Genomic DNA, 15,513 nt, shown 5'->3' with positions numbered 1-15,513 from the left:
CTATAACAAAACCCCTCCGTCCAATAAGGTTATCAACTGATTGATACTTATTGGCGGAGGGGTTTTGTTTATTGCTTTTTAATATATATCCTGCGTCTTACTCCGGAAACAGAGGCACAATCCGTTTTGCGGTCACCTGCACCAGCCCCATATCTGACATCTTGGCATCAGGTATAACCGGAAGGGCAAGGGTTACAATGCGGAGCAAAGGATTTTCCATATTGGTAAGGCCCAGGGCCCTGTTGGCATCCTTCATCACAGCGCTGTCCTCTGCCAGCTCCTCTGCGGGCTTAAGGGACATAAGGCCTGCCAGCGGCAAAGCCAATGTGTGAAGAATCTTTCCCTCCTTCACGGCGCACATACCGCCGCCTGTGCGCGCCAGCTCCTCTGCCGCCATAAGGGCTTCCTCCGGGTTGTCGTACACAATGGTAAGATTGTGACTGTCATGGGATACCGTGGATGCCAGGGCGCCTGTCTTTGTGCCAAAGCCCCTGACCAGACCCAGGGCTATGTTGTCATTGCCCTCATAGCGGTTGACCACTGCCACAAATTTCAGGTCCTGGTCCCCGCTTATATCTATTCTGCCGTCCTTTACCCAAACCTCCTCGCACACGATATCCGTGGTGGAGAGATTCATGTCATAGTATTTCATCAGATTGACCTTTACTTTTCCCTGGGATACAGGCGGATGGATGGTAAAGTCCTCCGCGGCCAGCTTCCTTACGTGGACTGAGTTGGCTGACTCCAGAGGATAGGATTTGTCCTCAATTTCTGCCAGCAGCCTGCCCTCCTGTGCCACCAGCTTACCTGCGTAGAACACATGGCTGGGCGTCAGCTCCCTCAAATCATCTACCAGAAGCATATCGGCCGCATATCCCGGCGCCACAGCGCCCAGGTTCTGCAATCCCGCCTCCCTGGCGGAATTCAGGGTGGCGCTCTTGATGGCTGCCACCGGCTCCATGCCGTATCTTATGGCTGCCCTGACCACATCATTGATGTGGCCGTTGTGAAGGATATCATCGGCCTCTCTGTCATCGGTGCAGAGACAGAAGTTGTCAAAGAAACGGAAATCCTTAACTCCGCTCCATATGGCCTCCACATTCTTGGTGATGGAGCTGTCCCTGGCATCCACCCGCATGCCGCTTCTCATCTTCTCCAGGGCTTCCTCCGCCGTCCTGGATTCGTGGCAGGTGTTAGGACCGCCGCACAGATAGGCGGACAGCATCCTTCCCTCCACAAAGGGGGCGTGGCCCTGGAGGTACAAGCCGTGCTCCTCGGCTGTTCTGATAATATCCATCATGCGGTCGCCGCCATGAATCACATCCAGATAATCCATGACTTCCGCCAGCCCCACCACCCGCTCCAGCTTAGCCAGCTCCTCTATCTGGGCCGGCCCAAACTCGGCGCCTGCATGCTCCAGTCCGGGCACAGCCGGCACGCAGCTGGGTATGTCAATCAGCTGGCGCATGGGAAGGCCCTCCGAAGCCTCATGCATATACCGCACTCCCTCAATGCCCCATACATTTCCAATCTCATGGGGATCTGTGATGACCGTGGTGGTTCCCTTGGGAATCACTGCCTTTGCAAAATTCCTGGGTGTCATCATGGAACTCTCAATATGCTCATGGGCGTCTATCAGACCCGGAATCAGGTATTTTCCCTGTCCGTCCACCACTTCTTTCGCAAACTGTTCCTCCCGGCCCGGCTCCTTATACTCCACATGGCTAATGAAGCCGTCATATACATAAACACTGGCCGGGTAAATTTCCCCGGTAATCACATTGACCAGCTGTACATTCTTTATGGCCAAATCACTTTTTATCTCTCCCAGAGCTGCCCTGAGAAGTGCTCTTTTATCTCTTGGCTGTATCTTCATCTCTATCTTTCCCTTCTTTCAACTATCATTTTGTCTGCAATTCTACTATTTAAACACAAAATACATGACCAGCGGAACAGCCAGCACGTACATGACCGGATGCAGCTCCTTAAACTTACCCGTGGCAGTCTTGATGATGATATATGCCAGAATGCCTGCCGCGATTCCCGCCGCAATGCTTCCGCAGAAAATAACAAACATAATCATGACAAAGGGGCCGAAGGCTTCCGTGAAATCGCTGAAATCAATGTTCCTGATGCCTGATACCATCAAAAATCCCACAAAGATAAGGGCAGGGCCAGTGGCTGCGTCCGGTATCATCAGAATCAGGGGCGAAAAGAACACCATGACAGCAAAGAGAACGGCTACCACAATACTGGTCAGGCCGGTTCTGCCGCCCGCCTCCACGCCTGATGTGGATTCCACAAAGGTGGTGATGGTGGTATTGCCGGTACAGGCTCCCACACAGGTGCCGATGGCATCTACCAGGAAGGGTTTCTGGATTCCCGGCATGTTTCCGTCCTCATCCAGCATGCCTGCCTTGCCGGCCACTCCCAGCACAGTTCCCAGCGTGGAGAAAAAGTCCCCGCAAAAGGCAATGAATACGTATATGATGGCCTGGAAGGACAACAGTCCTTTGAAATCAAAGCAGAATACAATATTTCCCCAGGATGAAACATCCGGTATCTTGGCAAAGGTATCCGGCAGGGTGGTCACACCCAAAGGAATTCCCATCACAGTGACAGCAACAATTCCGATGAGGATGGCCCCGTTTACCCTGTATGCCGTCAGAACGGCAATGATAACCAGACCCAGCAGGGCGATAAATACAGCCGGTTCCTTGAAATTCCCCATTCCGATTCCATTTGTAAAGGTTCCGATGCCCGAATTCTTAAAGCCCAGGTAGGCAATGTAGAAACCGATTGCCGACCCAATGGCCACCTTTATGTTTTTGGGTATGGCCTTGACAATCAAATCCCTTACCCCGAATATGGTCAGAACCACAAAAATCAGGCCGGAAATCAGGGTTATGGCCATGATGGCGCCAAAGGACAGGGTATTGGACTGGAGCAGGGCGCCGAACATGAAATTCGTTCCCATACCCGTTGCCAGCGCAAAGGGCAGGTTGGCGTAAAAGCCCATAAGCAGGGTAATAAGCGCGCTGATGACAGCACATGTAACCGCAATTGCCTCCTTGGTGATAACCAGCCCGTTTATATCTGTAAAGGATACCGCATCCCCGAAACCAATGATGGCGCCGGGCTGCACCACCAGCACATAGGCCATGGTCATGAACGTGGTAATACCTGCCAGGACCTCTATCTTGACACTGGTTCCCCTTTCTTTTAACTTAAAAAATTCTTCTAATTTTTCCATAGCAATCTCCTTTGTCAGTCAATCTTATCTGAAACGCCTGCCGTCTCAAGCAGAAGCCCCAGCAGCACCCCGGCCCCGCGGACGCAGTCCTCCCTGGAAGTAAACTCCTCCTTCCTGTGGGACACTCCTCCCTCTGACGGCACGAAAATCATGGCAGTGGGGCACACATCCTTAAAATTCATACAGTCATGGCCTGCCCCGCTCATCAGTTCCATAAAAGAATACCCCTCTGACCGGCAGATATTCTTTATGGCTTCCCGGAGAGGTTCATGACAGCGGCATGGTGGAAGCGCCTGGTCAGGCCTTAGGCTCACCTCCACGCCGTGGAGTGAGGACAGCTCTGCCCCGTACCGCTCCATCTCCTCCGCGATTTCCCTCAGGTCCTCCTGGCGGATAGAACGCAGATCCAGTGAAAACACCACACGCTCACAGATTACATTCCGCGCTCCTGGGTATGCTGTAATGGAGCCCACAGTGGCCACACATGACTCCCGTGCCCCTGCCAGCTCCGTTACCCTGTCAATCCACCGGCACATGGCTGGAACCGGATCCTTTCTGGCCTTCATGGGCGTGGCGCCTGCGTGTCCGCTTTCTCCCCGTATCTCCACCGTATACCGCACCAGCCCGGCTATGCCGCTTACAACGCCGATGGACGCCCCATGGTCCTCCAGCACCTTTCCCTGCTCGATGTGAAGCTCCAGATACGTCCCCACGTCCTCCATCTTACAGGAAGCCAGCTGGCCGGGCCTGCACCCGTAATCAGCCATGGCCTGTTCCAGGGAGATTCCATCCTTATCCACGGACGTAAGTCCCTCAGGGTCCAGTATGCCGCAGATAGATTTACTGCCCACCATCCCATATCCAAAGCGGCTTCCCTCCTCGTCCTTAAAGGCTGCCAGGCGTATGGTCCGCTCTGTGACGGTTCCCTGCTCCCGGATCCTTCGCACTGCCTCCAGGGCCGAGAGGATTCCAAGGGTCCCGTCAAACTGCCCGCCGCCCGGCACGGTGTCGTAATGGGATCCGCACATGACACATGGCTTTTCAGGCCGGCTGCCGCAGAGCTCCCCGATCAGATTGCCGGCCGCGTCCTCCCTTACGGCAAGTCCGGCGTCTCTCATCCTGGCTTCCAGCCAGTCCTGTGCCTGCCGGTCCTGGGGCGTAAAGGCCAGACGGGTAATGCCGCCGTCCGGGCTGCGCCCAATCCTTCCCAACTCCTGGATATCCGACCACAACCTGTCCTGGTTAATATCCATACTCACACCTCCTCTGCTGCGCAGTATGGGCCGTACCGGAATCTGTTTAAAAATTCAGTTTCTAGTATTCCACGATTTCGCCATACAATGCTATAATATCACTATTACTCATATTGTTATCTTTGTCAATACAGTTTTTCAGGATTCCCGGGCAGGCGCTCTGTCATAAACCGTATGGAGGAGCTGTCAGCGCATCAGGACGCGGAAGGCTGACACGCTGAGGCTGACACACATTTAAAGGAGGACGAACTTGACAACCAGAGGACATTCCAGAAAGAAAAGAAAACAAACAGGCATCAAATGGCTCTATATAACGGCGGCAGGACTGGTATGTGCCGTAATCCTTGCCGCCATCCTATTTAAAATCAGGGCCGGCAGCATGGATTCCCGGCGTCCGGCCGGGACAGACGCCTCACAGGAGACTGGGGCTGCCGGAGACAGGGCAGGTGACGGGACAGGTGATCCCCCAAATTCTGAGAACCAGCCGGATCCTTTAAGTCTATCGGATAAAACCAATGCAGACAACACAGATAACGCAGACATACGGGCCGTCATCAGACAGATGTCCCTGGAGCAGAAGGCGGCCCAGCTCTTTATCATTACCCCGGAAGCCCTTACCGGCTTTAAGACCGTAACCCAGGCAGGGGATGCCACATACAAGGCATTGCAGGAATACCCGGTGGGCGGGCTTATCTATTTTCCCCAAAACCTGCAAAACCCAGGCCAGCTTAAAACCATGACAGCCAAAACCCAGGAATTTGCGTCCGGCCTGAACCAGCCTCCACTGTTCCTCTCCATTGACGAGGAAGGCGGTAAAGTGGCCCGTATCGCAAACCACCAGGGCTTTGATCTGCCCAAGGTGGATACCATGGCTGAAATAGGAAAGACCGGGGATACTTCCAGGGCATACGAGGCAGGTTCTGTTATCGGAGGATATTTGGAAGAATTTGGAATTAATTTGGACTTTGCGCCGGATGCAGACGTACTGACCAACCCGGACAATACCGTTGTGCTGGACCGCTCCTTTGGTTCGGATCCGGTTCTGGTAACACAGATGGTAAAGGCCTACATGAAGGGGCTGGAAGAACACCATGTCTATGGGACTCCCAAACACTTTCCGGGCCACGGGGCCACAGAGGGGGACAGCCATAAGGGATTTGCTTATACCTATAAGACATGGGACGAACTGGAGCAGGCAGAGTTGGTTCCCTTTGCCGGCCTGATTCAGGACAACACGCCCTTCATTATGGCAGGCCATATCTCTCTGCCTCAGGTTACAGGAGACGACACCCCATCCTCCCTGTCCTCCCAAGTGCTCACAGATTACCTGCGGGAGACTATGGGGTATAATGGAATCATCATCACCGACGCCCTTAACATGGGAGCCATACAGGACAATTATCCCCCGGACCGGGCCGCTGTTATGGCCCTGCAGGCAGGCGCTGACCTGTTGCTCATGCCCGCTGACTTTAAGGAAGCTTATAACGGGGTACTGGATGCAGTAAAAACAGGAGAATTGACAGAGGAGCGCATCGACCAGTCTCTGACCCGCATTCTGGGCCTAAAACTGACCCTTCCCCGTCACAAACGCTGAGAGTCACACCTGAACATTTCCTCCCATCTATACAAGGGGACAGGTATAAATAGAACAAGTATAATAGAACAAGCCGCCCTGCCTTCGCAAAGCGGCTTGTCCTGCCTTCTTCTACAGATCGTTCTCTTCCAAAACGTTCCTTATCCAATCAGTTCCCTGATATAAGCGGCCAGCTTCTCATCTTTACATTTTCCAAAGAACAGTTCCCCGAACTTTTCTCCTGAAAACGCGCCTTTCACCAGTTCCTGGTCCAGTCCCTTAAAGATTTCCACCAGATCCTCCCTGAAGGAAGCCTTTCTCACATCATCCAGAATCCGCTTGTTTCTCTGCTCCGGAACAGCCCTCTCCCTGGGATATCCCTGGCCGGAAGGCTCGCAGAACAGCTTCTCAAATATATATTCCAGGTTCAGATCGCCGCCCCAGCCAAATCCCTTGGCAAATGGAATGGCAATGGCGTTCCCGTCGTTAATCTGGGCAAATGTATAGGCATCCAGCGCATCCTCCACATGGCCGCAAATCACGCCCGGGAATGAGTTGCAGGCCAGCATGGCTCCCTCGCCCGTGCCGCAGCCTGTAATCACATAATCCGCCGCCTTTGCGTTCAGCAGGGCTGCTGCCAGAATTCCCACCTGTACATAGGTAAGCTGCGCCTCATCCTCTGCTGTGTACATGCCGTAGTTGTCCACCTCAAAGCCGTACTGGTCAGCCACTTTCTTTAAAGAATTGTAGATCATGCCATTCTTGGCGCCCTGGCTGTTCTCATTAATCAGTGCTATCCTCATGTCTCCACCTCTCAACTTTATTCTTTTGGTTTTTCCTGATATTGTAAGCATATCTCCCAAAAGATTTTCTGTCAATAGATATATAACCAGGCATCATTGCTTCTTCTGTTCCCGCGCCATTTTCTCCATGCGCCACAGGGTCGTCCTGCTGACCCCCAGCTCCTTCGCTATATCCTGTTTTTTCTTCCTGGGCTTCAAATTGGCATACACAATCCCGGTTTCCGGCTGGTCCGTTTCCTTGTCCGGTGTCTGAGTGCCGGGCAGAGGGCCTTCCTTTTTCCTGAATATCTTCAGCATCTGGATTTCCCTGAGCCCGATTTCCGTGGTGTCGCTCAGCACAATCAGGCGCTCGCAGATATTGCGCAGCTCCCTGACATTGCCGGGCCAGCCGTAATGGGTCATCAAATCCACTGCCTCCTTTGACAGTCTGGGGATGGGCTTTCCCATCTCACAGGCAAAGCGGGTCAGGTAGAAATCCACCATTTCCCGGATATCGTCTCCCCTTTCCCTGAGCGGCGGTATAGTGATGTCCAACAGATTAAGACGGTAATACAGGTCGGCGCGGAACTGCCCTTCCTGGATTTTTTCTTCAATATTAATATTGGTAGCAGAAATAACGCGCACATCCACCGGCTGTACCCGGTTGCTGCCGATGCGGCGGATTTCCCGCTCCTGAAGCACCCTCAGAAGCTTTGCCTGGAGCGATATGGGAATCTCCCCGATTTCATCCAGGAAAATGGTCCCCTTATGGGCCAGTTCAAACAGGCCCGTCTTGCCGTTTTTAGACGCCCCGGAAAATGCTCCCGGCTCATATCCAAAAAGCTCGCTCTCCAGAAGGTTTTCCGGCAGGGCCGCACAGTTTAACGCCACAAAGGGCTCTGCGCTGCGCCTGCTCTCCCGGTGGATGCTGTGGGCAAAAAGCTCTTTTCCGGTTCCTGTCTCTCCCACAATCAGCACATTGGAATCCACCCGGCTGTAACGCTTTGCCATGAGAATATTCTCCCGGATGGCAGGGCTGCTTCCAATGATGTCGTCAAAGGAATACTTTGCCGTAAGACCCTGCTTCGCAAGGCTCTGCCGGATTTTAGTCTCTGCCTCTATAATCTGCTCGGTGTAGCGGGCAACAATGATGGCGCCCTTTCCCATCTTGTCCACCAGCACGGGCCTGTATTCCGTATACAGTTTCCTGTCCTTCCACTGGATAACCTCCTCCCGTTCCCGTCCGGTCTCCACCACATCCTTCCATTTAAGGGCAGGACAGACCTCCTCCACGGGACGGCCCGTGTAGTCAGCCTGGGAGGAGAGCTGAAAGGTACGGTACGCCTGGTTATTCAATGCCTGAATCAGCCCGCTGCCGCTGACGGCAATCAGGGCATCGGAACTGGTGTTGAGGATGGTGCTGGTCATCTTGGACCTGGCCCGCTCCATATTGATGGTCCTGGCCGCATCCATGGCCTGCTTCAGGGCCTGCTCTATGGCGATATCCTTTGTGTGGATGTGGACCCGGTTCAATGCCTCTTTATCGCACAGTCCGCACATGGTACCGGCTCCCACAAACACATCGGCGCCATTGGCCCTGGCACTGTGGATGGCTTCCAGGGTGGAGGCCTCGTCATGGACCGTATAATACGCAATCTCCGCCTGGCACAGCTTTTCCAGCTCGGACACAGCGCTCTCATCCATATACCGCACACAGAGGGCTATCTTCTTGGGATGGAACTCCTGTCTGGCGCAAATCAGGGCTTTCAGTATATCAAAGCTGGAGAGCTGTATCTCCACCACATGCTTTTCCGGAAACAGATACCTGAGGCGGTCATAAGTCATGCCCCTGGCCACTAATATGTCGGCGTCCCCGTACCGCGACAGGGATTCCGGTGTGCCGAATACGTGAAGCAGCTCCACCCTCACATCGTCCTGAGGCTCCAGACGGCTCACCGCCGCCTCGAACCTGCTTTTCATATTCATATATGGAATAAACATCCGCACTGTTACCATGAATTCACGCCCTCTTTCCCTCTGTGTCTGCCCCATTTGCGCCAATACGGAAATACGCCGGGAGGAATCAAAGCATTCTCATGCCCTCTTCTGCCGCCCGGCGTCTGTCATGGGCCTGCGCTGCAGGCTGTCTGATTTTCCTACTATTTATTTACCACATTCTGTGGTGCTCCGTCTACAAAATGTTTCAGATTATCCACTGCAATGTCCATAAGTCTCTGTCTGGATTCCCTGGGAGCCCAGGCAATATGGGGGGTAATAATCATATTCTTGGCGCCCAGAAGAGGATTGTCCTCGCGGATAGGCTCTGTGGATACCACGTCCACTGCTGCCCCGCTGACTTTTCCACTGTCCAGCGCTTCCCTTAAGTCTTTTTCCACAATCAGGGGACCTCTGGAGGTATTGATGATTTTTACTCCATCCTTCATCTTTGCAATGGAATCCCTGTTGATGATTCCCTCTGTGGATGGGAACAGCGGGCAGTGCAGGCTGATGACATCGGCCTGAGCCAGAAGCTGGTCCAGGGAAGCATATTTGCAGTTATCTGTCTCCAAAGCCTTGTTGGGATACTCGTCATACGCCAATACCTTCATGCCCAGAGCCTCCGCAATTTTGGCCGTACCCTGTCCAATCCTTCCAAAGCCGATGACGCCGAATGTCTTTCCGGCCAGCTCCACCAGGGGATGCTTCCAGAAGCACCAGTCAGCATTGTGGGTCCACTCCCCTGCCTTTACACAGTCAGAATGCTCCCCGATGTGGTGGCACAGCTCCAGCAAAAGGGCAATTGCATACTGGGCCACTGCGTCCGTACCATAGGTTGGGATGTTGGACACGATCACGCCTGCCGCCTTGGCTGCCGCTGTATCAATCACATTGTAGCCAGTGGCCAGCACTCCGATGAACTTTAAATTCGGGCACTGTCCGATGGTCTGCGCACTGATCGGGGTTTTATTGGTATAAACCGCCTCTGCGTCCCCAATCCGCTCTGCAATCTTGTCAGCAGGAGTCCTGTCATATACGGTTAACTCCCCTAATCTTTCAAGTCCCTCCCAGCTTAAATCACCTGGATTTTCTGTATATCCGTCTAACACTACGATTTTCATGACTTATTCCTCCTTTTTCCAATTATTCAATTCTATCCTATCTCATGCGCCACTGTCAAGCACACCTCCGGCACAATGATACTGCAGACGCTGTTTAATCCTCTACCAGCGCCCAGGCCCTGTTGATGACTCTCTTGGTGTTGGCCAGTATGATATCTCCGTCCTCGTCTGCCCACGGCTTTACCTCCAGGGACAATACATAGGGATTTTCCTTATTAAAGAAGCCCTCTTCCTTCAGGACAGTGAAGAAATCCACAAGCTGCTCTGTGTCGTTGGCGCTGTCAGGGAACCCGAACCTTGGGTGCTGGTCGCCGTACGCCTCAAAACCTTCCTTCACCACCGCATTACCGATGTGCAGGTGGGTGATATAGGGACGCAGCGTCTGAATCACGAACCTGGAAGTCTCATAGGTGGTGGGGAAATGGGAAAGGTCCACCAGCAGGCCGAAATTGTTGTGGGTGGTGCGCATATCCGCAGCAAACCTGGCCGCATAAGGAGCCGGCCCGATGAGGGCTGCCTTATCCATGTCAAAGTCAAACACTTCCAGCTCCACCATCATTCCCTTGGTTGCAGCATAGCTGCACACAGCCCTGGTGGTCTTAAGCAGCTGGGCATATGCCTGGTCCTTTGTCTCCGGTTCCCATTTTCCTGCCAGGAAGGCAATTCCCTTTGCACCCATGTACCGGGCCTCATCAATGGAATCCATCAGGACAGCCTCGGCCTTCTTCCTGCCTTCCTCGTCCAGATCATTGGGGTTAAGCTTTGGTCCCAGCAGGCGGGGCTGTGCGCCGTAGCACACCTTCATGTGGCTCTGGGCCAGCATATCCCTTACCTTGTCCTTTGTCTCCTGGTCCTCGATATGGGTTATCTCCAGGGCATTAAAGTATTCGTCGCAGCAGATGGTCTTAACGGAATCCAGTATGGGATAATTCACCGGAGGATGGGTCATCCACTGTATGGTTCCTACCTGAAAATATTTCTGAATTGGGTCTTTCATAATTAAATACCTCCTTATTTCTGTTTGCAAATCTTGTTTGATTCAATTGCATTTGCTCAATATGTATTTATATATATCAAATGCAGGTACTTGTCACACCAGCTCCCATGCCAGGTTCAACGTACGTTTTGCATTTGCTATAATCACTTCGGGGGATTCATCCTTCCAGGGCTTCACCTCAAAGCTTACAATAGGCCGTTTCTTCTCACCCAGAAATCCGATTTCCATAAGCGTCCTCAGATAATGGGCCAGCTCCTCCACATCATTTTCACTGTCCGGGAATCCGAATCTGGGATGGTTGTCCCCGTATGCCTCACAGTCCGGGCTTTTAATTACCGTGTTTCCCATATGGGCATGAATGATGTAATCCTTCACCGGCAAGATGCTTTCTTCGATGGTCTCATGAAGCATGGGGATATGGCTCAAATCCACCAGCAGGCCGAAATTCCCATAGTCCCTCCGGATTTCCCCTGCATAGCGGGCAGCCAGGGCTGCCGGACCGATGAGAGCCCTCTTGTCAATATCATAGTCAAAGACCTCGCAGCAGATGGGCATATTTCCCTTCTCCCCTGCATACCCGCACAGCTGCCTGGTAGATTTAAGAAGCTGTTCAAAGGCCTGTTCCTTTCGTCCCTCGTCATACCGGCCGCACAGGAAGGAAAAACCTGCGCAGCCCATCTCATAGGCTTCATCAATTCCTTCCTTCAGTGTGTCCACTGCCATGGCCCTTCTGGTTTCATCCAGGTCATTGATGTTGAGTCCCGCAGACAAGGTCCTGGACTGGCCGCCGTAAGCAGACACCATATGGGCCGCGCGGATCATCTCCGCCGCCTTTTTCCGGACCTGCCCGTCCTTCATTCTGGCCACCTCCACGGCTTCAAAATAATCATCCCCGCAGATCCGCTCCAGGCATTCCAGGATAGGTCCCTCGCCTCCTCCCAGCTGCGGGTAGGATACGTGGAGAATGATTCCCACCTTCATAAACCTTCTCATGGATTGTTCCATAGGCGCGCCTTCCCTCCTGACTTTTTATACTGGTTTTTAACTTTTTTGTACTGGTTTTCTGCACTGATTTTCCTGTATTACTTTTTCTGTACCTGCTTGCGCTTCATCACTTTTTCACATTTTTCTGCGATGGATTCCGGGCCATAGCCGTATTTCACCAAAAGCTGTTCATAATCCCCGGATTCTGCAAAGTCAGTGGCCCCGATGCGGGTCATGGGTACCGGCATATGCTCTGCCAGGACTTCCGCCACAGCGCTTCCCAGTCCGCCGCAGACAGAGTGTTCCTCCACGGTCACGATGGCGCCCGTCTCCCTGGCGCATTCTATAATCAGTTCCTCATCAATAGGTTTGATGGTATGCATATCCACCACTCTTGCCCGGATTCCCTTTGCTTCCAGAAGCTCTGCCGCTGCCAGGGCCTTGTGAAGCACGGTTCCCGTGGTGATAATGGTCACATCCCCGCCTTCCCTGACCGTAATGCCCCTGCCGATCTCAAATTTCATATCCTCAGGATAAAACACAGGAGCTGCCGCGCGGCTGAGCCTTAAATAGACAGGGCCCTGATGTTCTGCAATGGCAAATACCGCTTTTTTTGTCTCCACTGCGTCCGCCACTGTAATCACCGTCATATTGGGGATGGCTCTCACAAATGCCAGGTCGGTAATGGCCTGGTGGCTGGCTCCGTCATAGGAGTCCGAAAGCCCGCAGTAGGTTCCGCAGAGCTTCACGTTCAGCTTGTCATAGGCAATCAGGCTCTGTATAGGATCTGCCCCTCTGGTGGTCAGGAACACCGCGAATGTATTTACATAAGGAATCAGTCCCTCCCTGGCAAATCCGGCTGACATGGATACCATATCCAGCTCGCTGATGCCCACATTAAAGTAACGTTCCGGAAATGCCTTTCCAAAAATTCCGCTCTTTGTGGAGGAAGCCACATCCGCCTCCAGGCCCACGATCTTCTCATTCTGTTCTCCTAATTCCTTAAGCGCTGCGCCGTAGGCGTCACGGATTGCTATGTTTTCTCCCATTATCTGGCACCTCCTAATTCTGCTTTCGCTTGTGCGTATTCATTATCATTGATGGCCTTGCCGTGCCAGGTGTTCTTTCCTTCCATAAAGGAAACCCCCTTGCCCTTCACGGTGGCGGCAAGAATCAGGGAAGGACAGCCTTTGGTCTTCTTAGCCTCCTCCACGGCCCGGCAGAAATCCTCCACATCATGGCCGTCGCATGGTATCACATTCCACCCAAAAGCCTTCCATTTTGCCCCGATGTCTCCCATGGGCATGATTTCCTCCAGGGTGCCGTCCAGCTGTACTCCGTTGTTGTCCAGAATGCCGATGAGATGGTCAGCCCCGAATTTGGAGGCGGACATGGCAGCCTCCCAGATACAGCCCTCCTCAATCTCACCGTCGCCCATGACCACATAGGTATAGGAATCCAGTCCCTTAATTCTGTCTGCCATGGCCATGCCCAGGCCGGCGGAAAGTCCCAGCCCCAAAGGACCTGTGGACAGCTCCACACCCGGAGTTTTATGTACGCAGGGATGGCCCTGAAGCATGCTGTCCATCTGGCGCAGGGTCTTTAACTCCTCCTTGGGGAAAAAGCCTTTCTCCGCCAGCACCAGGTACAGCATGGGGGCCGCGTGGCCTTTTGACAGAATCAGGTGGTCCCTTCCCTCCATCTCCGGATCTTCAGGATTCACATTCATGATTTCAAAATAAAGGGACGTCAGTATCTCCGTGCATGACAGGGATCCGCCGGGATGGCCGGTCTGGATGCTGTAAAGCAGGTCAATCAGGTCGTTCCGGAATTTGCTGCATTGTCTCTGTAACTCCTCTTTTCTCTCATTCGTCATCTCTATATCTCCTCCAATTTTTTCTTGATTTCTTCCATACACAGCCTGGGACTGGTAAGGACAGGGCAGCCTGTAATGGAAGCTGTCTCGTCCTCCAGATGGGCCATGGACGCCTGGGCAAGGACAATGCAGTCATAGCCCTTCATTTTCCCGGCCTTTTCCCTGAGAATCATGTCGTGCTTCTTCATGTCCATGGCTTTCATGGCAAAGAATGCATCCATGCACACGCAGGTGGATATGTCTGCTTCCCTTCCCGCCTTATCCGCCTCAGCCTTAATCTTTGAGACAGTGGGCCCCACCGTGCTCTCTGCCGTGGCCATGACCATGATGCGCTTTCCGTAGAGAACGCTCCTTCTGGCCATGGCATCGTCGATGGCAATGACGGGAACCTGGATAAAAGGCCGGATCAGTTCCACCGCCGGGGTCAGGGTGGAGCAGGTGGTGACAATGATATCTGCTCCTGTCAGCTCCTGGGCCTTCATATCGCAGAACAGACGGTTTCGGTTCTGTATGGTAAACTCCCCAATCTCGTTGGGATTATTGGCCAGAAAATCGTCCCACAGGTTATGTATCTTCACTTCATATCCCAGATAGTTTCTCAGGCTGTCATCAAAGCCCGATGCCACGCTCTTTACCGTATGAATCAACGCAATGCTTTTCATTGTTTCCTCCCGTTTTCTTCCATGTGTGTTATTCACCTGTTTTCTGCATCAGACAGTCCGTCCGTAAACCCGGTCCGCGATGGGCCGCAAATGCCGGATGGCGCCCGCTGCCGCCTCCTCCATGGAAGGAATCTGGAAGATTTCGGTACAGAAATTGCCGTCATATCCGCATTCTTTAAAGGTGGTGAGAATCTTCTCAAAGTCCAGACCGCAGTGGCCCGGATACCGTCTGTTGTTATCTGCCAGGTGTACGTGGATATTGTAGGAGCTGTACCTGCGGATGGCCTCATAGATGTTCTTCTCCTCCAGATTCAGATGGAAAATATCCATCATCAGCCGGAAATTGGGGCGGTCCACACGGTCCACCATGGCAGCCCCCTCTGCCAGGGTATTGATGAAATTCGTCTGCATAATAGTCACTGTCTCCAGGGCAATGTTCACGTTCCTGGGTGCCCCGTAGTCAGCCAGCTCCCGGAAGGCCTCCACTGCCAGGTTTTCGGTTTCTTCTCTGGAAAGTTCTCCGCAGTACTGGCCTCTCACACGTCCGATGTTGATATTGGCTCCCAGAAAGCCTGCAAAATCAATGATTTCCCTGCTCCTGCGGATAGCCTCCTTCCGGATCTCCTCCCTGGGGTTTGTATAGCTTAATCCCAGCTGCCCGAAGATTTCCCCTGTACATACCAGTATAACAGACAATCCGTTCTTTTCAGCTGTTTCTTTCACTTCATTCCAGTCCAGTTTTTCCGGATTCAGGGTCATCAGCTCCACCCCGTCGTATCCCAGCCTTCCCAGGTCCCCGAAGCTTTTCTCCAGGCTTCCCTGGTATGCTGTCACTGAATCAGCGATTGCCACATCTGGTGTGGCCACCTGATAACATAGTTTCATCTCCAAACCTCCTTCAGTGCTTTGCCTTATTAATAAGCAAAAATCGTGCCAATTTCAAAACACGTTGAAACCGTTAAAATCCGTTCCATTTGTCCCAAATATTTGAAACATTCCTTACTGATTTGCCGC

Annotated in this window: 13 protein-coding genes; 1 reads left to right on the top strand and 12 read right to left on the bottom strand. The window is 52.9% G+C overall.

Annotated elements, in window-relative coordinates; translation table 11 throughout:
• Positions 1–97: 97 nt before the first annotated feature.
• The 3 genes from ade to CGC65_RS05375 are packed head-to-tail and all read right to left on the bottom strand — an operon-like array spanning position 98 to position 4,506.
• Positions 98–1,876 carry an adenine deaminase gene (gene ade / locus CGC65_RS05385; RefSeq protein WP_002567949.1) on the bottom strand — a complete coding sequence of 593 codons (1,779 nt, stop codon included), beginning with the start codon at positions 1,874–1,876 and terminating at the stop codon, positions 98–100.
• 45 nt (positions 1,877–1,921) lie between these two features.
• On the bottom strand, positions 1,922–3,253 hold the full coding sequence (locus tag CGC65_RS05380) for an NCS2 family permease (RefSeq protein WP_002567950.1): 1,332 nt from the start codon (positions 3,251–3,253) through the stop codon (positions 1,922–1,924).
• A 14-nt stretch (positions 3,254–3,267) separates the two neighbouring features.
• Complete coding sequence (locus CGC65_RS05375) at positions 3,268–4,506, bottom strand: Zn-dependent hydrolase (RefSeq protein ID WP_002567951.1); 1,239 nt, start codon at positions 4,504–4,506, stop codon at positions 3,268–3,270.
• 250 nt (positions 4,507–4,756) lie between these two features.
• Here CGC65_RS05375 and CGC65_RS05370 point away from each other — a divergent pair, with 250 nt between their 5' ends.
• Complete coding sequence (locus CGC65_RS05370; RefSeq protein WP_002567952.1) at positions 4,757–6,100, top strand: glycoside hydrolase family 3 protein; 1,344 nt, start codon at positions 4,757–4,759, stop codon at positions 6,098–6,100.
• A 140-nt stretch (positions 6,101–6,240) separates the two neighbouring features.
• Here CGC65_RS05370 and CGC65_RS05365 read toward each other — a convergent pair whose 3' ends face one another.
• The 9 genes from CGC65_RS05365 to CGC65_RS05325 form a co-directional block, all read right to left on the bottom strand.
• Positions 6,241–6,882, bottom strand: a complete 642-nt coding sequence (locus CGC65_RS05365) for an RpiB/LacA/LacB family sugar-phosphate isomerase (RefSeq protein ID WP_002567953.1) — start codon at positions 6,880–6,882, stop codon at positions 6,241–6,243.
• Positions 6,883–6,975: 93 nt separating this feature from the next.
• Positions 6,976–8,877 carry a sigma 54-interacting transcriptional regulator gene (locus CGC65_RS05360; RefSeq protein ID WP_002567954.1) on the bottom strand — a complete coding sequence of 634 codons (1,902 nt, stop codon included), beginning with the start codon at positions 8,875–8,877 and terminating at the stop codon, positions 6,976–6,978.
• Between the two features lie 143 nt (positions 8,878–9,020).
• Complete coding sequence (locus CGC65_RS05355) at positions 9,021–9,980, bottom strand: D-2-hydroxyacid dehydrogenase (protein ID WP_002567955.1); 960 nt, start codon at positions 9,978–9,980, stop codon at positions 9,021–9,023.
• 94 nt (positions 9,981–10,074) lie between these two features.
• Positions 10,075–10,977: a sugar phosphate isomerase/epimerase family protein gene (locus CGC65_RS05350; RefSeq protein WP_002567956.1), complete on the bottom strand. Its 903-nt coding sequence runs from the start codon at positions 10,975–10,977 to the stop codon at positions 10,075–10,077.
• A 93-nt stretch (positions 10,978–11,070) separates the two neighbouring features.
• Positions 11,071–11,982 carry a sugar phosphate isomerase/epimerase family protein gene (locus CGC65_RS05345; protein ID WP_002567957.1) on the bottom strand — a complete coding sequence of 304 codons (912 nt, stop codon included), beginning with the start codon at positions 11,980–11,982 and terminating at the stop codon, positions 11,071–11,073.
• Positions 11,983–12,059: 77 nt separating this feature from the next.
• Positions 12,060–13,010: a transketolase family protein gene (locus CGC65_RS05340; protein ID WP_002567958.1), complete on the bottom strand. Its 951-nt coding sequence runs from the start codon at positions 13,008–13,010 to the stop codon at positions 12,060–12,062.
• The gene (locus CGC65_RS05335) at positions 13,010–13,837 is read right to left on the bottom strand and encodes a transketolase (protein WP_002567959.1); all 828 of its coding nucleotides are present in this window, start codon (positions 13,835–13,837) and stop codon (positions 13,010–13,012) included. The genes CGC65_RS05340 and CGC65_RS05335 overlap by 1 nt, the downstream gene beginning before the upstream one ends.
• Positions 13,838–13,839: 2 nt before the next feature.
• Positions 13,840–14,499, bottom strand: coding sequence for an aspartate/glutamate racemase family protein (locus CGC65_RS05330; protein ID WP_002567960.1), 660 nt, complete (start codon positions 14,497–14,499; stop codon positions 13,840–13,842).
• Positions 14,500–14,547: 48 nt separating this feature from the next.
• The gene (locus CGC65_RS05325; RefSeq protein WP_002567961.1) at positions 14,548–15,384 is read right to left on the bottom strand and encodes a sugar phosphate isomerase/epimerase family protein; all 837 of its coding nucleotides are present in this window, start codon (positions 15,382–15,384) and stop codon (positions 14,548–14,550) included.
• Positions 15,385–15,513: the final 129 nt, after the last annotated feature.

This window comes from Enterocloster bolteae (genome assembly GCF_002234575.2).
Classification (GTDB): Bacteria; Bacillota; Clostridia; order Lachnospirales; family Lachnospiraceae; genus Enterocloster; species Enterocloster bolteae.
The sequence above is the reverse complement of the archived record's forward strand: the minus strand, read 5'-3'. Positions and strand labels throughout refer to the sequence as shown.